The 19,351-nt window shown below is 64.2% G+C and carries 19 protein-coding genes and 1 tRNA gene; 11 read left to right on the forward strand and 9 right to left on the reverse strand.

Annotated elements, in window-relative coordinates; all coding sequences use genetic code 11:
- Positions 1–100: 100 nt before the first annotated feature.
- Positions 101–358: a hypothetical protein gene (locus tag OOJ09_RS07475; protein ID WP_269904573.1), complete on the reverse strand. Its 258-nt coding sequence runs from the start codon at positions 356–358 to the stop codon at positions 101–103.
- A 265-nt stretch (positions 359–623) separates the two neighbouring features.
- Between OOJ09_RS07475 and OOJ09_RS07480 the strand changes: the two genes are divergently transcribed.
- Entirely contained in the window at positions 624–1,259 is a 636-nt protein-coding gene (locus OOJ09_RS07480) for a methyltransferase family protein (RefSeq protein WP_269904574.1), read from the forward strand.
- Positions 1,260–1,270: 11 nt separating this feature from the next.
- On the opposite strand, the gene OOJ09_RS07485 is transcribed toward OOJ09_RS07480, so the two are convergent.
- From OOJ09_RS07485 to OOJ09_RS07495, 3 genes are all read right to left on the reverse strand, one after another.
- Positions 1,271–1,483, reverse strand: a complete 213-nt coding sequence (locus OOJ09_RS07485) for a hypothetical protein (protein WP_269904575.1) — start codon at positions 1,481–1,483, stop codon at positions 1,271–1,273.
- On the reverse strand, positions 1,480–2,235 hold the full coding sequence (locus OOJ09_RS07490; protein ID WP_269904576.1) for a COG4280 domain-containing protein: 756 nt from the start codon (positions 2,233–2,235) through the stop codon (positions 1,480–1,482). The genes OOJ09_RS07485 and OOJ09_RS07490 overlap by 4 nt, the downstream gene beginning before the upstream one ends.
- Before the next feature lie 158 nt (positions 2,236–2,393).
- The gene (locus OOJ09_RS07495) at positions 2,394–2,879 is read right to left on the reverse strand and encodes a hypothetical protein (protein ID WP_269904577.1); all 486 of its coding nucleotides are present in this window, start codon (positions 2,877–2,879) and stop codon (positions 2,394–2,396) included.
- 217 nt (positions 2,880–3,096) lie between these two features.
- Here OOJ09_RS07495 and OOJ09_RS07500 point away from each other — a divergent pair, with 217 nt between their 5' ends.
- Positions 3,097–3,462, forward strand: a complete 366-nt coding sequence (locus OOJ09_RS07500) for a RidA family protein (protein ID WP_269904578.1) — start codon at positions 3,097–3,099, stop codon at positions 3,460–3,462.
- A 28-nt stretch (positions 3,463–3,490) separates the two neighbouring features.
- On the forward strand, positions 3,491–4,726 hold the full coding sequence (locus OOJ09_RS07505; protein ID WP_269904579.1) for an amidohydrolase/deacetylase family metallohydrolase: 1,236 nt from the start codon (positions 3,491–3,493) through the stop codon (positions 4,724–4,726).
- 149 nt (positions 4,727–4,875) lie between these two features.
- Here the strand turns inward: OOJ09_RS07505 and OOJ09_RS07510 are convergent, their stop codons facing one another.
- From OOJ09_RS07510 to OOJ09_RS07520, 3 genes are all read right to left on the reverse strand, one after another.
- A complete protein-coding gene (locus OOJ09_RS07510) occupies positions 4,876–5,406 on the reverse strand; it encodes a CatB-related O-acetyltransferase (protein ID WP_269904580.1) in 531 nt (176 codons plus the stop codon).
- Positions 5,407–5,621: 215 nt separating this feature from the next.
- On the reverse strand, positions 5,622–7,406 hold the full coding sequence (locus OOJ09_RS07515; protein WP_269904581.1) for an NAD(P)/FAD-dependent oxidoreductase: 1,785 nt from the start codon (positions 7,404–7,406) through the stop codon (positions 5,622–5,624).
- A gap of 210 nt (positions 7,407–7,616) precedes the next feature.
- Complete coding sequence (locus OOJ09_RS07520) at positions 7,617–8,561, reverse strand: MurR/RpiR family transcriptional regulator (protein ID WP_269904582.1); 945 nt, start codon at positions 8,559–8,561, stop codon at positions 7,617–7,619.
- 357 nt (positions 8,562–8,918) lie between these two features.
- Between OOJ09_RS07520 and OOJ09_RS07525 the strand changes: the two genes are divergently transcribed.
- The 5 genes from OOJ09_RS07525 to OOJ09_RS07545 all read left to right on the forward strand — a co-directional run bounded on the left by OOJ09_RS07525 (position 8,919) and on the right by OOJ09_RS07545 (position 14,935).
- Positions 8,919–9,746, forward strand: coding sequence for an ABC transporter ATP-binding protein (locus tag OOJ09_RS07525; protein WP_269904583.1), 828 nt, complete (start codon positions 8,919–8,921; stop codon positions 9,744–9,746).
- Positions 9,743–10,591 (forward strand): ABC transporter permease, encoded by an 849-nt coding sequence (locus tag OOJ09_RS07530; RefSeq protein WP_269904584.1) that lies wholly within the window; start codon positions 9,743–9,745, stop codon positions 10,589–10,591. The genes OOJ09_RS07525 and OOJ09_RS07530 overlap by 4 nt, the downstream gene beginning before the upstream one ends.
- 129 nt (positions 10,592–10,720) lie before the next feature.
- On the forward strand, positions 10,721–11,887 hold the full coding sequence (locus tag OOJ09_RS07535) for an ABC transporter substrate-binding protein (protein WP_269904585.1): 1,167 nt from the start codon (positions 10,721–10,723) through the stop codon (positions 11,885–11,887).
- Between the two features lie 293 nt (positions 11,888–12,180).
- Entirely contained in the window at positions 12,181–13,269 is a 1,089-nt protein-coding gene (locus OOJ09_RS07540; protein ID WP_269904586.1) for a Gfo/Idh/MocA family protein, read from the forward strand.
- 229 nt (positions 13,270–13,498) lie between these two features.
- Positions 13,499–14,935 (forward strand): amidase, encoded by a 1,437-nt coding sequence (locus tag OOJ09_RS07545; protein ID WP_269904587.1) that lies wholly within the window; start codon positions 13,499–13,501, stop codon positions 14,933–14,935.
- A 256-nt stretch (positions 14,936–15,191) separates the two neighbouring features.
- Here OOJ09_RS07545 and OOJ09_RS07555 read toward each other — a convergent pair whose 3' ends face one another.
- Positions 15,192–16,436, reverse strand: coding sequence for a M24 family metallopeptidase (locus OOJ09_RS07555; RefSeq protein ID WP_269904588.1), 1,245 nt, complete (start codon positions 16,434–16,436; stop codon positions 15,192–15,194).
- A gap of 12 nt (positions 16,437–16,448) precedes the next feature.
- On the opposite strand from OOJ09_RS07555, the gene OOJ09_RS07560 reads away from it, so the two are divergent.
- Positions 16,449–17,363: a class I SAM-dependent methyltransferase gene (locus tag OOJ09_RS07560; protein WP_269904589.1), complete on the forward strand. Its 915-nt coding sequence runs from the start codon at positions 16,449–16,451 to the stop codon at positions 17,361–17,363.
- A 103-nt stretch (positions 17,364–17,466) separates the two neighbouring features.
- On the opposite strand, the gene OOJ09_RS07565 is transcribed toward OOJ09_RS07560, so the two are convergent.
- Positions 17,467–17,541: transfer RNA gene (locus OOJ09_RS07565), tRNA-Gly, on the reverse strand.
- 220 nt (positions 17,542–17,761) lie between these two features.
- On the opposite strand from OOJ09_RS07565, the gene OOJ09_RS07570 reads away from it, so the two are divergent.
- The gene (locus tag OOJ09_RS07570; RefSeq protein ID WP_269904590.1) at positions 17,762–18,259 is read left to right on the forward strand and encodes a prolyl-tRNA synthetase associated domain-containing protein; all 498 of its coding nucleotides are present in this window, start codon (positions 17,762–17,764) and stop codon (positions 18,257–18,259) included.
- Between the two features lie 84 nt (positions 18,260–18,343).
- A complete protein-coding gene (gene trxA, locus OOJ09_RS07575) occupies positions 18,344–19,348 on the forward strand; it encodes a thioredoxin (protein WP_269904591.1) in 1,005 nt (334 codons plus the stop codon).
- Positions 19,349–19,351: the final 3 nt, after the last annotated feature.

The following is a 19,351-nucleotide window of genomic DNA, read 5'->3' on the forward strand; positions in this document are numbered from 1 at the left end:
CGCGAGGGATTCATGCGATCCGCCTTGATCTCATGCATGTCATGTCCCGATCGCCGCACGCCCCCGGGGTCAGGCCCGAGGGCGCCTTTGGGCGACATGGCTATTTGCCCATGACCTTCATGGCCTGGGCGAAGAAGTCGTCGGCGCGCTTGTCGTCGTCGGCGTTGCAGCGTTCGATGCCCTTGGTCTCCAGCGCCGAGACCTTCGCCTTGTCGTCGGCGTTGAGCGTGGCCGCCGCCTCCGCGGCGCGAAGGGTTTTCAACGTATCCTCGCAAGGCGCGGCGGCCGCGAAAACAGAGGAAACCGGAGCGGAAACGGCAAATGTGCCCAGTGCGATGGCAAACGCAAATCTTCTCATGAGGTGTTTCCCTGTATGATGCCGTTTACTTGGCTACGTCGGTTGAATCCGGCCCAATGGTGGGCGGGCCGGCATCCGCACAGTAGGCAAGCGAGTTCACGCTCGCCTGTCCGGTGGCTTACAATTTCGTAAGATTTGGCGCGGGCCGCGCAAAAAGCCTTTACGAACGCCACGCCGTGCGCCGATAGAAGGCCAGTGCCTTGCATCCGCCATCAATGTCGTGACCAGTGCCCACAGGGTTTGTAAGGGCCCCAAGGAAAACGCGATGACCTACGCTTCCCTCAAGCCGGCTTCACAAGCCTTCGTCCAGCGCAAGCGGCTGATCTTCGTGCGCGCCGCGGCGCTGCTCGCGGTGCTGCTTCTGTTGGTTGCCAAGCCAGCCCTGATCGAGGGCTCGAACGGACATGAGACGCTCGAACTCTTCGGCTTGAGCCTGGTGCTCGTCTGCATTGCCGGGCGGCTTTGGAGCATCCTTTATGTCGGCGGCAAGAAGAACGAGGAACTGGTGTCGACGGGACCGTTTTCGATGATGCAGAACCCGCTCTATTTCTTCTCGACAGTCGGTGCGGTCGGTGTCGGGTTGATCTATGGCTCCTTTCTGGCGGCCGTGGCGCTGGGCCTTGCCAGCTTTCTCATCTTCCGGGTCACGGCGCGCAAGGAAGCCGAATATCTGCTGGGCAAGTTCGGCCCCTCCTACCTTGCCTACATCAGGAGCACGCCCCGGTTCTGGCCGAACCCGTTGCTGTACCGTGACCTCGACGAGCTGCAGTTCTCGACGCGGGCGCTGAAGCGAACGTTCTATGACGGGCTCTATTTCCTTGCCATTTTCCCGGCCATTGAGCTGGTCGAGCATTTCAGGGCGAGCGGCCTGCTGTTCCAGCCCTTTGTCACGCTCTATTGATCATCGGCTGATCATCGGCGCCGCGATGCGGCCCGCCGCACGCTCCGCGCGAGAATAGCCAGGCAGCCAATCAGCAGCAGGATGCCGCCGAGAAGCGGCGGCAGCGCCAGCAGCTTCACCGCCGCGGTGACCCCGGCAATCAGGATCAGCGCCAGCAGCGCCAGGTTGCCATCGTCGATGAACATGCCGGCGAGCTCTTTCAGGACAATACGCACGACGTTCATCGAGGACGTTCTCCGGCTGGAGCGGGATGGGCGTCGCGCAGCCAGCGGACGATGGCAAGGGACGCGAGCGCAACGACCGCGAAGATCGCCAGCAAGGCGAGATCGGCGCCGGGCCAGTCGGCGCCGATACCTTCACCGGTCCAGAAAATGCCGAAGCTGGTCAGCATCAGGCCGACAACGAACTTCAATGCATTTTCGGGAACGCGCGCCAATGGGCGATGCACGGCGAGGCCGATGACCACCACCAGGACGAACGCTGCCAGCGCTCCAAGGCTGGTGTTGAGTGTCTGTCCATGCGCCCCGCCAACCGCGATGACGATGAACACCACCTCGACACCCTCCAGCAGCACCGCCTTGAATGCCGCCAGCCCGGCCAGGTAGTCCGCCCGGCGATCGCCAGCCTGCCGGCGAAGCGCCGCGGTTTCTTCCGAGAAGGCGGCCTCCTCGTCATGCAACGGGACAATTCCGAGGCTGCGCAGGATGGCCTTGCGCAGCCACCGCATGCCGAACAAGATGAGCAGGACGCCGACCGCGAATTGCAGGATGGTGATGGGGACAAGCGCCAGCAATGGCCCGAAAGCCAGCACGAGCGCGGTCAGCACCGCCAGTGCCAGCACAGCGCCGGTCAATGCCGGCCGCAAGCCTCGGGTCAGGCCGACCGCAAGCACGATCGTGAAGGCTTCGACCATCTCGACGAACGAGCCGAGAAAAGCCGCGCTTATGGTCGAAACCAACGGTGCAAGATTGGTCATGGCTCCTGTCCTGTGGGAAGGCACGCGTCCTAGCATAGACATCACCACGGCGCCGGACAGCGAATTCTTCCAGATCCGTATGCAATGGGACGCGCAGGGACCACAGAATATCATAGCCGGCTAATGAGGATCGCGCTCGCCGCCTTTTCACCGGACCTTTAGCTGCCGAGCGGGTACGGCATGTAGCCGACGAAGCCCGCGATCTTCCAACTGCCTCCGACCCTGGTGCAGAAATACAGCGTCTGCCATTTCAGCCTGTCGACGCCGCCGTCGGCCTTGGCGACGGAGCCGTCGAATTTCTTGTGCAGCACGGCACGGTCGCCGTCGACATCGATGTCGCGCATGTTGGTGACGCGAAACAGCGCCTCGCGCAGCGGCTCGGCGAATTTCGTCGCCGCGGTCTCCCTGGCCTGGCGCAGCCACTCGTCGCGATAGACTTCCAGCCTCGGAAACTGCAGCCGCCAGGCGTCGGCATTGCCGAGGAAATGCGCGTGCATGCCAAAGAAGCTCGAGGCCACGAAATCATCCTCGACCATCGACCAGTCCTGGCTGATGAAAGCATCGATGTCGCGCCGCACCAGCATTTCCCAAAGCGCGTGGCGATCGGCGTCGCCGGCCGGAAACGGGTTCTTGTCGTAGGTCATTGCTGTTTTCTCCGGGTATGGAATGCGTCTGTCCGTCGCGGCTTGAAGCCTGCCTGTCAATGGGTACGATGCAAGCGCTCCTGTAATAAAGCAACATGGATTTCGAAGAATGTTGCTTTCCAACAAGGCCTCTATGAGGATCGCCGCGATCGGGGTAAATGTCGATCGAAGCGGGAGCCGCCATGGGTCCCGTCGCGTCATCAGAGGAGGCTGTGCCTTGCCGAAGCAGTGTTTTGGAACGTCCCATGTGCCGTTGTCGCCGGCCGTGCGGGCCGGCGATCTGGTCTATGTCTCCGGCCAGGTTCCGGTCGGCGGCGACGGCATCGTGGTCAAGGGCGGCATATCAGAACAGACCGAACAGGTGCTGTCGAACGTCAAGGCGGCGTTGGCGCTCGCCGGCTGCACCATGGACGATGTGGTCAAGACGACGGTCTGGCTGGAAGACGCGCGCGATTTCGGCGCCTTCAACGCGGTCTATGCCAGGCATTTTCCCAAAAATCCGCCAGCCCGCACCACGGTCGAATCGCGGTTGATGATCGACATCAAGATCGAAGTCGAGGCCGTCGCCTATCGGCCGGTCTGACGGCAAGAGACCACGGAGGCAGGTGCCGATGCAATTTGATCTGCTGATAAAGGGCGGCCGCGTCATCGACCCGGCCACGGGTCTTGACGGGCAGCGCGACGTTGCCATCGCCAATGGCCGTGTTGCCGCGACCGAAGCCGCGATCGATGCCGAACACGCCACGCAGGTCATCGATGCGAGAGACTGCATCGTCACGCCCGGCCTAGTCGACCTGCACAGCCACGTCTATTGGGGCGGCACCTCGCTGGGCGTCGACGCCGACCGTCTTGCCGCCAAGAGCGGCACCACCACCTTCATCGATGCGGGCAGTGCGGGCGCGGGCAATTTCCTCGGCTTTCGCCGCCATGTCATCGAGCGGTCGAGGGTGCGCATCCTGGCCTATGTGAACATTTCCTTTGCCGGCATCTTCGGCTTCTCGCAGACGGTGTCGGTCGGCGAGTGCAGCGATCTGAGGCTCTGCGATCCGCGCGAGGTCGTCGCCGCGGTGCGCGAGCACGCGGACGTGGTTGTCGGCGTGAAAGTTCGCTCCGGGCGCCATGCCGGCGGCACCAGCGGCATCGCCCCGGTCGATCTCGCGCTGGAGGCGGCGGACAAGGCCGGCTTGCCGCTGATGGCGCATATCGACGAGCCGCCGCCCGGCCGCTCGGAAGTGCTGCCGCGCCTGCGCAAGGGCGATATCCTCACCCACTGCTTCCGGCCGTTTCCCAACGCGCCGGTGTTCGCCTCCGGCGCGGTCAGGCCCGACATGCGGCTGGCGCGCGAACGCGGCGTCATCTTCGATCTCGGCCATGGCATGGGCTCGTTCGATTTCGCGGTCGCGAGAGCCATGCTCGAAGACGGGCTGGCGCCCGACGTCATCAGCAGCGACGTGCATCTCTACTGCGTCGACGGGCCGGCCTTCGACATCCTGGTCTGCATGTCGAAACTGCTGGCGCTCGGCATGCCGCTGGTCGAGGTCCTGCGCGCGGCGACGCAGCGTCCGGCGCAGGCGATCGCCCGGCCTGATTTGGGCACGCTGGCGGTCGGCACCGTCGGCGATGTCGCCGTGCTTCGGCAGCGCCCCGGCCGCTTCACCTTTGTCGATGCGGTCGGCGCATCGCTGGTCGCCGACCAGAGGCTGATCTGCGAAGGCATTGTCATCGGTGGCACCTGGTGGCCGAACGAGGCGGCAAACGATGCCGGCGAGACCGAACGTTTCGAGGCGTCAGCCCGGCACACCCATGTCGATATTGCGGCCAGGCACTTCGGCCACAGCCACGATTGAGCCCGCTGGAGCATGATCCCGAAAAGTGGAATCCGGTTTTCGGGAAAGATCATGCTCAAACAAAGAGATAGGGCTCCATCCCGATTCCATCGAGATGGAACAGACTCCAGGCCGGCCGGTCCGTGAGCGGTTGAAGGACTATCAGGCGGTCACTTCGCGTCCAGCGCGTTGACGAAACTCTCGGCGTCCACGGTCGTCAAAAGCTCAACGCGCTCGCGGATCAGATCGTCACTCCAGTTCCACCATTGTGATGACTGCAAACGTTCAATGATTTCAGGTGAGAATCTGTATCGGATGTCACGAGCGGGATTGCCGACCGCTATGGCATAGGGCGGGATGTCCCTGGTGACGATGCTGCCGGCACCGATGACCGCGCCGTTGCCGATGGTGACGCCGCCAAGGACAATGCAGCGGGCACCAAACCATACGTCATGGCCGACCGTGATTGGCCCCTTGCCGACTGTGCCGGGCGCATTGCGGATCTTCCCGTCCACAAACTGGATCGGAAAGGTGGTTGCGGTGTCGACGCGATGCTCGGCCGCGCAGATGAAGAGTACACCCGGCCCAACCGAGCAGAACGAGCCTATTCGCACCGGCACGTTTTTATGCGGAACGAAGAAAGATTCCTTGGTGAGGCCGTAGGTGTGGCGGCCGATCTCGATACCGGGCAGCGGCGGCAACGCTACCTTTTTCAGCCCCAGTCTTATGCGAAGTCCTCTTAGCAGTCCCACCGGCTCCCCCCCGGAAATTGCCAGGCAATACAGGGGGGATTACTACCGCATCCGAAAAGTGCGCAAGCAATTTCGAGTACTGGCCCAACGCTGCTTTGGGTTAACCCATGTGCTCGTCCAGGCCGTCAGACCCGTCGTTGCGAAGAAGAAGCGAAGGCATCGGATCAGGAGTTACTGGGTGCTCCATAGACCGGCGTTGCAATGCCTTCCATGCGCGCCTTGATCTGCAGCGCCACATATTTCGAGTAGAAGCGCGACAGTGCCAGGTTGCCGCCGTGGAACCACAGCGCTTCCTGCGCCGTCGGCTTCCACATGTTGCGCAGCTCGCCCTGCCATGGGCCGGGGTCGCCTTTCACGCCCGAGCCGAGGCCCCAGCACGGGCCGACCTTGTCGGCGACCTCGCGCGAGACGATTTGCGCCACCGTCTCGTTCATCGACTGATAGCCGGTGCAGGAGATGATCGCGTCGGCGGCCAGTTCGCTGCCGTCCTCGAAAAGAATGCCTGTCGGCGTCAGCGACTTGATGGCGAGGCCGCTGCGGACGCCGATCTCGCCGTCGATGATCAGATCGGACGCGCCGACATCGATGTAATAGCCCGAGCCGGTACGGTAGGCCTTCATCAAGAGGCCAGTCTCGTCGTCGCCGAAATCGATGGCGAAGCCTGCGGCGCGCAAGCGGTCATAGAAGGCGGCGTCGCGCTTCTTGATCACCTCGTAGAGCGCCCGCTGGCCCTTGGGCACCAGCGCGAAGGGCGTCGAGGCGACGATCATGTCGGCCTTCTCGGTGGTGATGCCGCGCGCCAGCGCGTTTTCCGAAAAGATCTCGAAGCCGACTTCCATCAGCGTGTCCGACTTGACCACCGTGGTCGGCGAGCGCTGGATCATGGTCACCTTCGCGCCGCTTTCCCACAGGTCGACGCCGACGTCGTGGCCGGAGCTTGCCGCGCCGATGACGGCAACGCGTTTGCCGCGAAATTTCTCGCCGCTGGAATACTGGCTGGAATGCAGCAACTCGCCCTTGAACGTTTCGGCGCCGGCCAGGTCGATCCGCCGCGGCGGGCCGTATGCGCCGGTGGCAAAGACAATGTGCTTCGGCTTCAGCGTGATGTGCCGGCCGACGCGGTCGACGACCACGGTCCAGACCTTTTCGGTCTCGTCATAGGAAGCGCTGAGGCATTTGGTGGCGACCCAGTAGTTGAGCTCCATGACGCGCGTGTACATTTCCAACCAGTCGCCCATCTTGTCCTTGGGCGTGAACACCGGCCAGTTTTCCGGAAACGGAATGTAGGGCAGATGGTCGTACCAGACCGGGTCGTGCAGAACGAGCGAGCGGTAGCGGTTGCGCCAGGAATCGCCCGGCCGCGCATTCTTCTCGATGATGATGGTGGGCACGCCGAGTTGCCGCAGCCGCGCGCCGAGCATGATGCCGCCCTGGCCGCCGCCGATGACCAGGCAATAGGGTTGTTCGCCGGCGCCGAGTTCGCGCGTCTCGCGCGCCCGCGCTTCCGACCAGGTCTCGCGCTCGGGGTCGGCCTTGTGGCGCACGCCGAGCGGCCGCGCCGGGCCCTTGCGCTCCTCGAACCCCTTGAGCTCGGTCATCGCCGTGAACAGCGTCTGGCAGCGTCCGTCACGCAGCCGCATGACGCCCTGGCCTGTAGCCACCGCGGTTTCGAAGCTGAACCAGGCTTCGATGGTGCCCTCGTCCGAGGTTGCCTCGCCGGCCAGCCGCCATGCGGCCGGTTTCGCCGTCGGCAGCGTCGCCCGCAGCATGTCGGCGATCGCCTCGCGGCCTTCCATGGTCTTGACGTTCCAGGTGAAGGTCAGAAGGTCACGCCAGTAGCAGTCATCGACGAACATATTGCCCGCCGCCGCGACGTCGCCCGCTTCGAGCGCCTTCGCAAAAGACCCGAGCCATGCGGCGGCCTGTTTCGATGGTGCCATGTCGAGCATCTGTCTTCCCTCTTGCTTCAATGCGCCCAATTCGTATCGGGGACGTCGGTTGTCGAACTTGGAGCCGCCCCTCATCTGCCTGCCGGCACCCTCTCCCCGTGAAGAACGAGGGAAAGGGACTGGCTCCAGCGCCGGAGATCCCCCCTCTCCCCGTTCTTCACGGGGAGAGGGTAAGGGTGAGGGGCAGCGCAAACGCCCGCAAGTCATGCCTCAATCCCCGAGCGGCTCCATCTCCTTGCCGGTGCGGTGGATCTGGGCGTTGTACTTTATGCGGCGCACGGTTTCGCGGGCCGAGCCGTCGAGCCTGTAGGCGGAAGCCACCGCCAAAAGGTCGATCGCGGCCAGGAAGGCGAAGCGCGACGCCGTCGGCTTCAGCGTGTCTGGATATTCCGGCACCGCCACCGTCAGCCTGACGTCGCAGACGCGCGCGAGTTCGGTGTCGGGCGCCGTCACGCCGATCGCATTGGCGCGGTAGTGCTTGGCGAGTTCGACGGCCTCGATCACCTCGCGCGTGCGCCCCGTCGCCGAAATGGCGATCACCAGGTCGCCCGGCTTCAGGGTCGAGGCGGTCATCCGCATCAGATAGGGGTCGCACTGGGCGCTGACGGTGATGCCGTAGCGAAACAGCCGGTACTGGGTTTCCTGCGCCAGCGCCGAGGAGCTGCCGCCGAGGCCGAAAACGGTGACCTGGCGTGCCTTGGCGATCAGCTCGGCCGCCTTCTGCAACTGTCCCGGGTCGAGCTGCCGCTCGGCCTCCTGCAGGGCCCGGCGCGCTTCGCCGAACACGGCGTTCCAGAACGGCATGCCGTTGTCGCCGCTGGTGGCGGGTGGCTTGCTGAGGTAGAGCGCGCCGACGACCAGGCTCTGCGCCAGCTTCAGCTTGAAGTCGCGCACGCCCTCGCAGCCGATGGCGCGGCAGAACCGGGTCACCGTCGGCTCGCTGACGCCGGCGCGCTGGGCCAGTGCGGCATTGGAGGCGTCGACCGCGTATTTGACATCGTCGAGCACGACATCGGCGACGCGGCGTTCGGCCGGGCGCAAGTCGCTGTAGGAATCCTTGACCAGCGAGATGATGTCGGGGATGCGCCGGACAGGCTCGCGTCCCTCCACATCGCCGCTCGAGAGCCGCCGGTCCTGGCTGTCAGCTTCGGTCATGAAGTCAAGTCTTTCCCTGGGTTGCGGAGCCGACTTCTTACCATGGTTGCACGCTGTCGTTCCATGCGTTCGGGCACGCCACAACTGCTGCGTGCCGCCAATGCATATTGCCTTCGCCGCTTGTCTCTCACAACCGCACGGTCTCGCGCCTCATCCGCCCGACGGCAATGAGTATGTAGGAAAGCAACATGCATTTCAAGATGAAGAAACCACAATGAAAACATGGTGATGAGCGCGATACGGGTATTTCGACAGCGAAGTCTCAGACTCCTCGCTTGACAGGAAAGTAGGATAGTTACAAACTGTTTTCGCGGTCGGATGAACCCGTTGGATCATCGCGCAATCTCCGAGGGGCGCATGAACTTGGGCGATGCACCAACCCCGAAGCTTGGCGTGCAGGCCGCGACCAAGATCTATCACACCGCGTCCGGCGATCTGCTGGCCCTGGACCGCTGCAGCCTCGATATCAAGGCCAATGAAATCGTCTCGATCGTCGGTCCTTCCGGTTGCGGCAAGACGACGCTCCTGTGGTCGATGTCCGGCCTGCACGGCCTGACCAGCGGCGAGATCCGGCTCGATGGCATCAAGATCACCGGCCCACGCCCGGACATTGGCATCGTCTTCCAGGAAGCGAATCTTTTGCCCTGGCGCAATCTTGACGCCAACATCCGCTTCCCCTTCGAGATCAAGGGCGAGAAGCAGGACCGGGCATGGATCGCGCATCTGCTCAACCGCGTCGGGCTCGATGGCTTTGGCGGCAAGTTTCCGCGCGAGCTTTCGGGCGGCATGCAGCAGCGCGCGGCGATCGTGCGGGCGCTGGCGCTGAAGCCGTCGGTGCTGTTGATGGACGAGCCATTCGGCGCCCTCGACAGTTTCACCCGCGAGGAGATGAACCGGCTGGTCGAGGAAATCTGGCTCGACACCAAGACCACCATCGTCTTCATCACCCACAGCATCGAGGAAGCGATCTTCCTTTCCGACCGCGTGGTGGTGCTGAGCGCGCGGCCGGGACGCGTCGCCAAGGAATATCGCGTGCCGTTTCCACGGCCGCGCTCGCTGGAGATCATGGCGACGAAGGAAGTCTTCGACCTCACCAACCGGATCAAGATGGACATCGTCGGCGAACGCACGCGACCGAAGCCGGCGGAGCGCACGAGCGCCGAAATCGTGAGGATCAGACCGTGAGCGGAGGCGACGCGATCCCGGAGTTCCCGAAAGCCAAGTCCGGCGACGGCCACGAGGTCAGCCTGACCAACCTGTCGGCCTTCGCCAGCGGCCCCGGCATCAAGTCGGGCAAGGAGGTGGCGGCCATCATCGCTGTCGCGGTCATCATCATCGGCGGCATCGAACTGGCGCTGCGCCTGTTCCATGTGCCGCTCTACATCATGCCGCCGCCAAGCTCGATCGCCTATGCGCTGTTCGACGAGTTCCCGCTGATCGCGCCGCATCTCGGCTACACGCTGGTCGAACTGGTTTCCGGCTTCACAATCGGCGCCATCATCGGCCTGGTGCTGGCCGCCGTCATCACCCAGTTCCCGTTCGCCGAGAAGATCGTCGCGCCCTACATCCTGCTGCTCGTCACCACGCCGATGCTGGCGCTGGTGCCGCTTTTGATCCTGCGCTTCGGCTTCGGCTACACGCCGCGCATCATCGCCGTCGCGCTGGCCGCCGGGCCGATGGTGATGATCAACGCCGCCACCGGCTTTCGCCGCGTCGACAGTGCCAAGATCGCGCTGGCGCGCTCCTATGGCGCCAGCACCTTGCAGATCTTCTGGAAGATCCGCGCGCCGATGGCCCTGCCGATGATCCTGGTCGGTCTGATGATCGGCGCGATCTTCGGCCTGTTGACGGCGGTCGGCGCCGAGATGGTCGGCGGCGGTTTCGGCCTCGGCAACCGGCTGACCACCTATTCGTCGATGATCCAGATGCCGCAGTTCTTCGCGGTGGTGCTGATCCTGTCGACGCTCGGCATCCTGATCTACGTGCTGTTCTTCCTGATCGGCAAGAAATGGGCGAGCTGGGAGGCATAGAGCATGTCGCCCAAAAGTGCGCGGCGGTTTTGGGACACGGCATGCACAAGACGAGGACTTAACGCAGACGCAATGACGGCGCCCGGGAGGCGGGCGACAGGGCCGACAATCAACAAGAAGGGGAATGCCATGACCAAAGAAAATTCGATCAGCCAAAGGGCGGGGATCAGCCGCCGTTACTTCCTGCAGGTCACCGGCGCCGGCCTGGTGACGGCCACGGCGCTCGGCGCCACGGGCCTCAAGGCCAGGGCCGAGCCCTATGGCAAGTTCACCTGGATATCGCCGCGCGGCACACTCGAAGTGCTCGACGACTATCCCTATTGGGCGGCCAAGAAGGCCGGCTATTTCGACGGGCTGGACACCGACATGCAGCCGGGTCCGTCGGACGGCACGGCGACGGTGAAGTTCGTCGATGTCGGCCAGGCCGACATGGGCTTCCCGTCGCCCGGCGTGTTCTCCTTCGCCATCCAGAACGGCATGAAGCTGAAGTCGGTGTTCCACATGGGCGCGCGCGACACGTTCAGCTTCGCCTTCCGCAAGGGCGAGGGAACGAAGGACCTGAAGACGCTCGAAGGCAAGACCATCCTGCTCGGCTCGGCCGCCTGGCAGTCGATCACCGACCCGCTGCTGGCCGCGCAAGGCGTCGACATCAAGAAGGTCAAATATGTCGAGGCCGGCTGGCCGACCTGGGGCACGGCACTTGCCGGCGGCCAGGGCGACGCCGCCCTGTCATGGGAAGGCCTGCGCGCCGAGTGGATCGCCAAGGGCCTCGATTTCGAATACTGGCTCGGCGTGCAGAACTCGAAACTGCCGGCCAACACCTTCGTCGTGCGCGCCGCCGATCTCGAGGACCCCGACCGCAAGGCGTTCCTGGAAAAGTATCTGCGCGGCTGGGCGATGGGCCTCGAGTTCGGCTACCAGAACCCGCGCGCCGCCGTCGAAGCGGTGTTCGAGCAGTTCCCGACGCTGGCCAAGAATCTCGGGCCCGAGCTCGGCACCACCTCGATCCTGCAGCAGATCAACGTTTTCCGCGGCGACATGGACAAGCGCGGCGGCTGGGGCTCGCACGACATGGCGAGCTGGCAGGGCTTCTTCGACGAGATCCACAAGATCGGCCAGATCACCAATCCGGTGAAGGCCGAGGACGTCTGCACCAACGATCTGATTGGCCCGGCCAACGACTTCGACAAGGCCAAGGTCAAGGCCGATGCCGACGGCGTCAAGCTGTCGGAGGGCTTTGCCGCGCTCGATGTCGAGAAGATCAAGGCGCATCTGTTCGATTCGGCGGTCAAGTAAGGACCGGCGGACAGGCATGGCAATTTCTTCGACAGAGAATTGTTGGTGTCGGCGCCGCCCCTCATCCACCTGCCGGCACCTTCTCCCCGTATGGTGACGGGGAGAAGGGAGATGGCCGCACCCTCAGCGCCTCTTCTGCCACGTCGGCAGTTGGCGAAATCGTTGGTGCCGGGGAGAAATGCCCGGCAGGGCAAATGAGGGGCGGCGCCAACCTGAAGTGATTGCCCTGGGTAGACATACGGGCGGCGACGGATCACCGCCCACGATTCAATTAAAGAGCATGGGAGGCTGACATGGCCGACAAGGTAAAAGTGCTGGTGGTGGGTCTGGGCAATATGGGCGCTTCGCATGCCAGCGCGTATCACAGGCTGGACGGCTTCGAGATCGTCGGCATCATGAGCCGTTCGATCAAGAGCAACAAGAAGATCCCGGCCGAACTGGCCGGCTATCCGCTCTATGAGGATTTCGACCAGGCGCTGAAGGAGACCAAGCCGGACGCCGTCTCGATCAACAGCTGGCCGAACACCCATGCCGAATACGCGCTGAAGGCGATATCGGCCAATTGCCATGTGTTCATGGAAAAGCCGCTGGCCACCAACATCGAGGATGCCGAAAAGGTCGTCGCCGCGGCGCGCGCCAAGAACCGCAAGCTGGTGCTCGGCTACATCCTGCGCGTCCATCCGTCGTGGATCAAGTTCATCGAGGTCGGCAAGACGCTCGGCAAGCCGCTGGTGATGCGCCTCAACCTCAACCAGCAGAGCAGCGGCAGCGCCTGGCACTGGCACAAGAACCTGATCGATTCGCTGATCCCGATCGTCGATTGCGGCGTGCATTATGTCGACGTCATGTGCCAGCTGACCGGCGCCAAGCCGGTGCGTGTGCACGGCATAGGCGCCAAATTGTGGGCGGAAGCCGACAAGCAGAATTACGGCCATCTGCACGTCACCTTCGATGACGGCTCGGTCGGCTGGTACGAGGCCGGCTGGGGCCCGATGATGAGCGAGACGGCCTATTTCGTGAAGGACGTGGTCGGCCCCAAGGGCGCGGTCTCGATCGTCGCCGGCCAGCAGGCGAGCAGCGCGACCGAGCTCGCCGAAGTCTCGAACTCCGCCGACATCGACCGGCACACCAAGACCGACGCGCTGAAGATCCACTATGCCCAAGTCGACGGCGACAAGAATTTCTCGAAGCCGGATGAGATCGTCAGCATGGAGGACGAGCCCGGCCACCAGGAACTGTGCGACCGCGAGCAGGCATTCTTCCTGCGCGCCATCCGCGAGGATCTCGACCTGACCGAGCAGATGGATGCGGCGGTCAACAGCCTGCGCATCGTGCTGGCCGCCGAACAGAGCATCGCGCTGGGGCGGACCGTGGATCTGTGAAGCGATCCGGCGGGCGGCGCCAATCGCGTCAGGTCGGCGCTGCCCCTCACCCTTACCCTCTCCCCGTCAAGAACGGGGAGAGGGGGACGTCAGCGTTGGAGCGCTTCCCTTCTTCCCGTCCCTATACGGGAGAAGGTGGCGGCAGCCGGATGAGGGGCGGCGCCAAGGCTGGCAAGCTGGCTAGGGTCACGACTCGGCGTGCCAACAAAGAGCAAATTGGGAGAGAGACATGGTCACCGACAGCCTGCTGAAAACCTATGCCGAGTCCGACGCACTGGATCTGGCAGGGCTGGTGCGCGGCGGCCAGGTTTCGCCAGCCGAACTGGTCGAGGCGGCGATCACGCTGGTCGAGCGGCTCAATCCGGCGCTCAATGCGGTGATCCACCGCCTCTACGACATGGCCCGCGCCCAGGCCGGGACGGTCGACAAATCAGCACCCTTCGCCGGCGTGCCGTTCCTGCTCAAGGAGCTGGCTTCGTCCTGGACCGGGGCGCCCAACACCAACTCCTGCTTCTACCTGAAGGACGTCGTCGCCGACTTCGACACCGAAGTCGTCCGCCGCATGAAGGCGGCGGGGCTGGTGCTGGTCGGCAAGTCGAACGCGCCGGAGAATGGCTGGTCGATCACGACGGAACCGAAACTCTACGGCCCGACGAAGAACCCGTGGAAGGAGGGCATCACGCCCGGCGGTTCGAGCGGCGGTGCCGCCGCGGCCATCGCCGCGCGCATGGTGCCGATCGCCGAGGCCAGCGATGGCGCCGGCTCGATCCGTATCCCGGCCTCGTGCTGCGGCATCGTCGGGTTGAAGCCGTCACGCGGCCGCGTCAGCCTCGCCCCGTTCGGCGACTATTGGTATGGCGGCGCCTATTTCCTGTGCTGCTCGCGCACGGTGCGCGACACCGCGGCCTATCTCGATGCGGTGGCCGGTGCGTTGCCGGGCGACCCCTATACGCCGCCGGTTCCCGATGGCAGCTGGCTCAACCTGTCGGCGCGGGCGCCGAGGAAACTGCGCATCGGCTTTTGCGTCACGCCGCCCAATGGCACCGCCATCGACGCGGAGGTGAAGGCGGCGGTGCTGGCAACCGTGGCGGCGCTCGAGCGGATGGGACACCATGTCGAGGAGCACGACATGCCGCTCGACGCCAATGCTGTCTGGAAAACCTACACCAACATGACCTGCGTGCAGACGGCGGCGACTTTCGACTATCTTGAAACCGTGATCGGCCGGCCGGTGACGCAAGGCGATGTCGAGCCGGTGACCTGGGCGATCATCGCGCGCGGCCGCGCGACCAGCGGCGTCCGCCATATCTCCGATGTCGAGCAGCTCAGGCAGGTCGGCCGCGACATCGTCGGCGATCTCGCGGCCTACGATCTCTTCGTCACCCCGACGCTGACGCAGCTGCCGCGCCCGTTCGGCTATTACGACATGTCGGAAACCGACATCGACCGCTACAACGCCAAATGGACGGACGCGGTGTTTGCCTTCCCCTTCAACATTTCCGGGCAGCCGGCGATCTCGCTGCCGCTCGGCTGGTCGAAAGGCGGCGTGCCGATCGGCGTGCAGCTCATCGGCCGCTATGGCGACGAGGCGACGGTGCTGGCCGCGTCTGCGCTGCTCGAACAGGAGATGCCGTGGCGGGATAAGAGGCCGGCGGTGAGCGCGTAGTCGGTCGGCTGGGCAAGAGAGCAGAACGGACAAGGGCCAATATCCACCGTCGCACTCTACGGCGCCCCCCTCTGGCCTGCCGGCCATCTCCCCCACGGGTGGGGAGATTGGCAGTTTTGGCGCCGGCCCTCCTCTTGCTACGTTGAAAATTGGCGAGGGCAGTTCCGACAAGCGATCCCCCCCTCGTGGGGGAGATGCCCGGCAGGGCAGAGGGGGGCGCCGTAGGGTGCTAACGGCGGCAAGGACCAGCCTTCCCCTACCCAATCCCCTCCAGCCGCCGCGGCAGTCGGTTCATCGCAACAGGCCCATCCGCCGCGATCAGGAACTGATCCTCGAGATTGAAGCTGGCGAGGCCGTCTATATAGAGCGGGATTTCGAAGGCCAGCACCATGCCGGGCTCGATCACGACATCGCTGTCGGTGGCGATGAACGGCCATTGCTCTGAAAACACCGATTGGCCAACGCTGTGGCCGAAATGGCCGCGGCGGTAGGAGGGCAGGCCTTGCCGCGCCAGGCTGTCGGTGGTGACGCGGTGAACATGAGCGAGCGTGTTTCCGGGGACGAGCACGGCCAGCCCATCCTCGAAAGCCCGTTCGGCGATCGCATGCAGTTCGGCCTGCTCGGCGGATGGCGGCCCGAAGGTGAAGTTGCGCGACATGTCGGAAGCGTAGAAGCCGACGGTGCAGACCATGTCGCACTTCAGCGGATCGCCCGGCATTGCCTTGGCATCGGCACCCTTGGCCCGGGCGCCGAGCGTCACATATTCGGCGGTCGCGACCGGATGGGACAGTCCGGCCGCGGCGGTGGCGACGCCTTGCCGGTAGAGGGCAATGAGATCGGCCTGGCGCATGCCGGCCATGGCATCCACCAGCAGCCGCTCCAGCCCGGCTTCCGACAGGATGATGCCTTGCTGCAGGAGGTCGATCTCGCCTTGCGACTTGATCGCCCGCAACCTGTCGAGGACCGGCGAGCCGTCGACCATCGCGCAGGCCGGCAGCATCGCCCGCATGGCTGAGAAATCGGCGGCGGCAATGAAATCGAGATCGACGCCGATCGTCGCGCGGTCGAGCCCGAACCCGGCCAGTATCTGCTTCAGCTGATGGACGGAATTGGCGAGCTCGAACGTCGCCGGCCGGGAAAAGTCCGGCGCGCGGCCGGACGAGGCCAGACCGGCCTCAACGCGTTGCGCCAGCTTTTGTCCGGATGTCGAGGCGTCGAGCGTCGCGGATTCGATCCAGATCGGGTGGCCGCGCACGACAGCGTCCGGCAGGGCCTGTCGCAGCTGCGCCGCGTTGAAATCCGCCGCCACGACACCGATCGGCAGGTCTTGCCGGGCCGGGACGACGACGAAGCCGGCGCCGGCCCGCCGGAACAGGCCCGCCGGGCCGATCGACACGCCGGTCGCATAGTGGAATGCCTCGGGCGCACACAGCACCAGCGCATCAATGTTGGCGCGTTCCATCAAATGCGTCGCGCGCTGGCGGTCGACAAAGCCCGTCATGAGTTTCTCCGGATGTCCGAAGCGGCAACGGAGCATTCCGGGGATCGACGATCAAGTGGCAAATACCGGCAAGCGGCAGCCTGCCGGCGGGCAAGATTTTCACAGGGCCCGAGCGGCGAGGGAAAGGGCTGCTGGTCTTTGCCAGATCACGAAGCGTGTTATGCATGCGAGGCTCCCAAGGATCGCGATCCGCAAATGCCTTCACTCAAGCAACTTATCAAGAAGCCGGTTTATGCACTCAGTTCGCGTTTCGCGACCGGCAAGCTGGAACGGGTGGTTCGAGAAATTGAAAATGCGGAAAGGGAGGAGCTTTCACGCGGCACGTTCCTCGAGGCGAAAATCCGCCAGATTGGCCTGCGCTACGACCCGCGTGGGCTGTATGGCGAGGATGTCGATGACATGAATTTCCACGCGCCCGGTTTGTGGCAGATTCCGAGGCAGCTGGCGGAAGCCATGGTGCTGTTGGCCAGCCAACCGATCTTCAGTTTTCTTGAAGTGGGAACTTGCGATGGATTCACCTTTTCATTCATGGCGGCATGTCTGTCGAGGCTCAATCCCGGCCTGAAGGCGACGACCATTGATATTGCCCCCACCCTTCCGACTTCCGCGCGCATCGTCTTCAAGACACCCGTCGCGTTCCTTGCCGGCAAGACATCGGACGCGTTCGCCGATGAAGTATTTGATCTCGTTCTTATCGACGGAAATCACGCCTACGAATGGGTTGCCCGCGACTACCAGAATGTCGGTCGGCAGGCGCGCCTCTGTATGTTCCACGATATCAACGATCGATTTTGTGGAGACGATGCGGTCCCGAAATTCTGGAGGGAGCTGAAGATCGAGGAATTGGGACGCGCCGATTTCCATGAATTTCTATTTCACTCCAATTCCGACAGAGTCATGGGAATCGGCATCAGGATCAAACGCTGAGCAACCGCCCACGCGGCCGGGCGACAAGGCGGCGCCACAGCCCCAAAGCAAAACGGCCGCCCGAAGGCAGCCGTTTTCGATGCTTGATTTCCCTGGAGGAAATTGGAGCGGGTGAAGCGATTCGAACGCTCGACCCCAACCTTGGCAAGGTTGTGCTCTACCCCTGAGCTACACCCGCTCACACGGCGTCTTGGCCGCAAGCCGGGCCTATATGGCTGAAGAGCGCGGCGATTGCAACAGGGAAATATCAGGCTTTTTTGCAACGCGGCGGGCGCCGCCGGCGGGCCGCCGGCACAATGTGGCGGGCGCGTTGACCATCTTGTCGCATGACGGTCTTGTGCCGGCCGCACCATTGGCCGTAAACGGCATGGCAGGAAACGGGACGAAGAAGAAGATCGATGCCGAAGACCGAAGCCGAATTGATGAGATTTCTTGCCGACCTCGGGATTGCCGCCTCGACGCGCCGCCATCCACCGCTGTTCACGGTTGCCGATTCGCAGGCGCTGCGCGGCGAAATCGCCGGCGGGCACACCAAAAACCTGTTCCTGAAGGACAAGAAGGACAATTTCTTCCTGGTCACCGTTGGCGAGGACGCGGTCGTCGACCTCAAGCAGATCCACCACGAGATCGGCGCCGCCGGCCGTGTCTCCTTCGGCAGGCCGGAGATGCTGATGGAGCTGCTCGGCGTCGCGCCGGGCGCCGTCACGGTCTTTGGCCTGATCAACGACAGGGCAGGCAGGGTCAAGGTCGTGCTCGACAGGGCGCTGATGGAGCATGCGGTGATCAACGCGCATCCGCTGACCAATGAGGCGACGACATCGATCGCGGCGCAGGACCTGATCAAATTCGTCGAGGCAACCGGGCACGATGCTGCTATCTTGAAAGTCTCGGCGTGATCGCCACATGGATGGCTTGAAACCGATGCTTCAAGGGATATGGCGCTGGGCCGCCGGCCGGCCGCGCCATGGAAGGGTAAAGAGATGAGCGACAACAATCCGTTTGGCGGCCCCTTTGGCGGCACTGGCGGCCAGTACGCCACCACCGTGCAGTATGGCGGAACCGCGCCGACCCCGGCGAAAGTCGCGCTTGGCGATGTGCCCGCCGCCCCCGCCGGCGATGTCATCAAGGACACGACCACCGCCGCCTTTGCCGCCGACGTCATCCAGGAATCGCGACGCCAGCCGGTGCTGGTCGATTTCTGGGCGCCCTGGTGCGGGCCTTGCAAGCAGCTGACCCCGCAGCTGGAGAAGGCCGTCAGGGCCGCCGGCGGCAAGGTCAAGCTGGTCAAGATGAACATCGACGACCACCCGTCGATCGCCGGCCAGCTCGGCATCCAGTCGATCCCGGCGGTTATCGCCTTCAAGGACGGCCAGCCGGTCGACGGCTTCATGGGCGCCATTCCCGAGAGCCAGATCGCCGAATTCATCACCAAGGTGGGCGGCAAGGGCAATGGCGCGCCGCCGGTGGCCGAAGCCCTGGCCGCGGCAACCGAGGCGCGCGACGCCGGCGACATGCAGACGGCTGCCGATATCTACGACGCCATCCTGGCACAGGCGCCGGAGACGATCGAAGCGATCGCGGGGCTGGGCGACCTGTTGTTCGAGGCGGGTGACACCGAGGGCGCCGAGACGCTTTTGGCAACAGCGCCGGAGGCCAAGAAGGATGCGCCGCCGCTGGCGGCCCTGCGCGCCAGGATCGCTCTGGCGGCGCAGGCAGCAGCGCTTGGCAATCCGGCCGAGTTCGAGCGGCGCCTGGCCGAAAACCCCGCGGATCATCAGGCGCGCTTCGATCTCGCCATGATCCAGAACGCCAGGGGTGAGCGCACGGCGGCGGCCGACAATCTGCTGGCCATCATCAAGGCCGACCGGGCGTGGAACGACGATGGCGCCAAGACGCAATTGCTGCAGCTGTTCGAGGCATGGGGCATGACCGACGAGGCGACGCTGGCGGCGCGGCGCAAACTGTCGTCGCTGCTGTTCTCCTGAGCG

The sequence above is a fragment of the Mesorhizobium qingshengii genome, assembly GCF_027563465.1.
Lineage (GTDB): Bacteria > Pseudomonadota > Alphaproteobacteria > Rhizobiales > Rhizobiaceae > Mesorhizobium > Mesorhizobium qingshengii_A.

Bases quoted from the DNA above. Each gene is read 5' to 3' on its own strand.
- OOJ09_RS07475 (WP_269904573.1), bottom strand. From the start codon at position 358: ATGAGAAGATTTGCGTTTGCCATCGCACTGGGCACATTTGCCGTTTCC.
- OOJ09_RS07480 (WP_269904574.1), top strand. From the start codon at position 624: ATGACCTACGCTTCCCTCAAGCCGGCTTCACAAGCCTTCGTCCAGCGC.
- OOJ09_RS07485 (WP_269904575.1), bottom strand. From the start codon at position 1,483: ATGAACGTCGTGCGTATTGTCCTGAAAGAGCTCGCCGGCATGTTCATC.
- OOJ09_RS07490 (WP_269904576.1), bottom strand. From the start codon at position 2,235: ATGACCAATCTTGCACCGTTGGTTTCGACCATAAGCGCGGCTTTTCTC.
- OOJ09_RS07495 (WP_269904577.1), bottom strand. From the start codon at position 2,879: ATGACCTACGACAAGAACCCGTTTCCGGCCGGCGACGCCGATCGCCAC.
- OOJ09_RS07505 (WP_269904579.1), top strand. From the start codon at position 3,491: ATGCAATTTGATCTGCTGATAAAGGGCGGCCGCGTCATCGACCCGGCC.
- OOJ09_RS07515 (WP_269904581.1), bottom strand. From the start codon at position 7,406: ATGCTCGACATGGCACCATCGAAACAGGCCGCCGCATGGCTCGGGTCT.
- OOJ09_RS07520 (WP_269904582.1), bottom strand. From the start codon at position 8,561: ATGACCGAAGCTGACAGCCAGGACCGGCGGCTCTCGAGCGGCGATGTG.
- OOJ09_RS07525 (WP_269904583.1), top strand. From the start codon at position 8,919: ATGAACTTGGGCGATGCACCAACCCCGAAGCTTGGCGTGCAGGCCGCG.
- OOJ09_RS07535 (WP_269904585.1), top strand. From the start codon at position 10,721: ATGACCAAAGAAAATTCGATCAGCCAAAGGGCGGGGATCAGCCGCCGT.
- OOJ09_RS07540 (WP_269904586.1), top strand. From the start codon at position 12,181: ATGGCCGACAAGGTAAAAGTGCTGGTGGTGGGTCTGGGCAATATGGGC.
- OOJ09_RS07545 (WP_269904587.1), top strand. From the start codon at position 13,499: ATGGTCACCGACAGCCTGCTGAAAACCTATGCCGAGTCCGACGCACTG.
- OOJ09_RS07555 (WP_269904588.1), bottom strand. From the start codon at position 16,436: ATGACGGGCTTTGTCGACCGCCAGCGCGCGACGCATTTGATGGAACGC.
- OOJ09_RS07560 (WP_269904589.1), top strand. From the start codon at position 16,449: ATGTCCGAAGCGGCAACGGAGCATTCCGGGGATCGACGATCAAGTGGC.
- OOJ09_RS07570 (WP_269904590.1), top strand. From the start codon at position 17,762: ATGCCGAAGACCGAAGCCGAATTGATGAGATTTCTTGCCGACCTCGGG.
- trxA (WP_269904591.1), top strand. From the start codon at position 18,344: ATGAGCGACAACAATCCGTTTGGCGGCCCCTTTGGCGGCACTGGCGGC.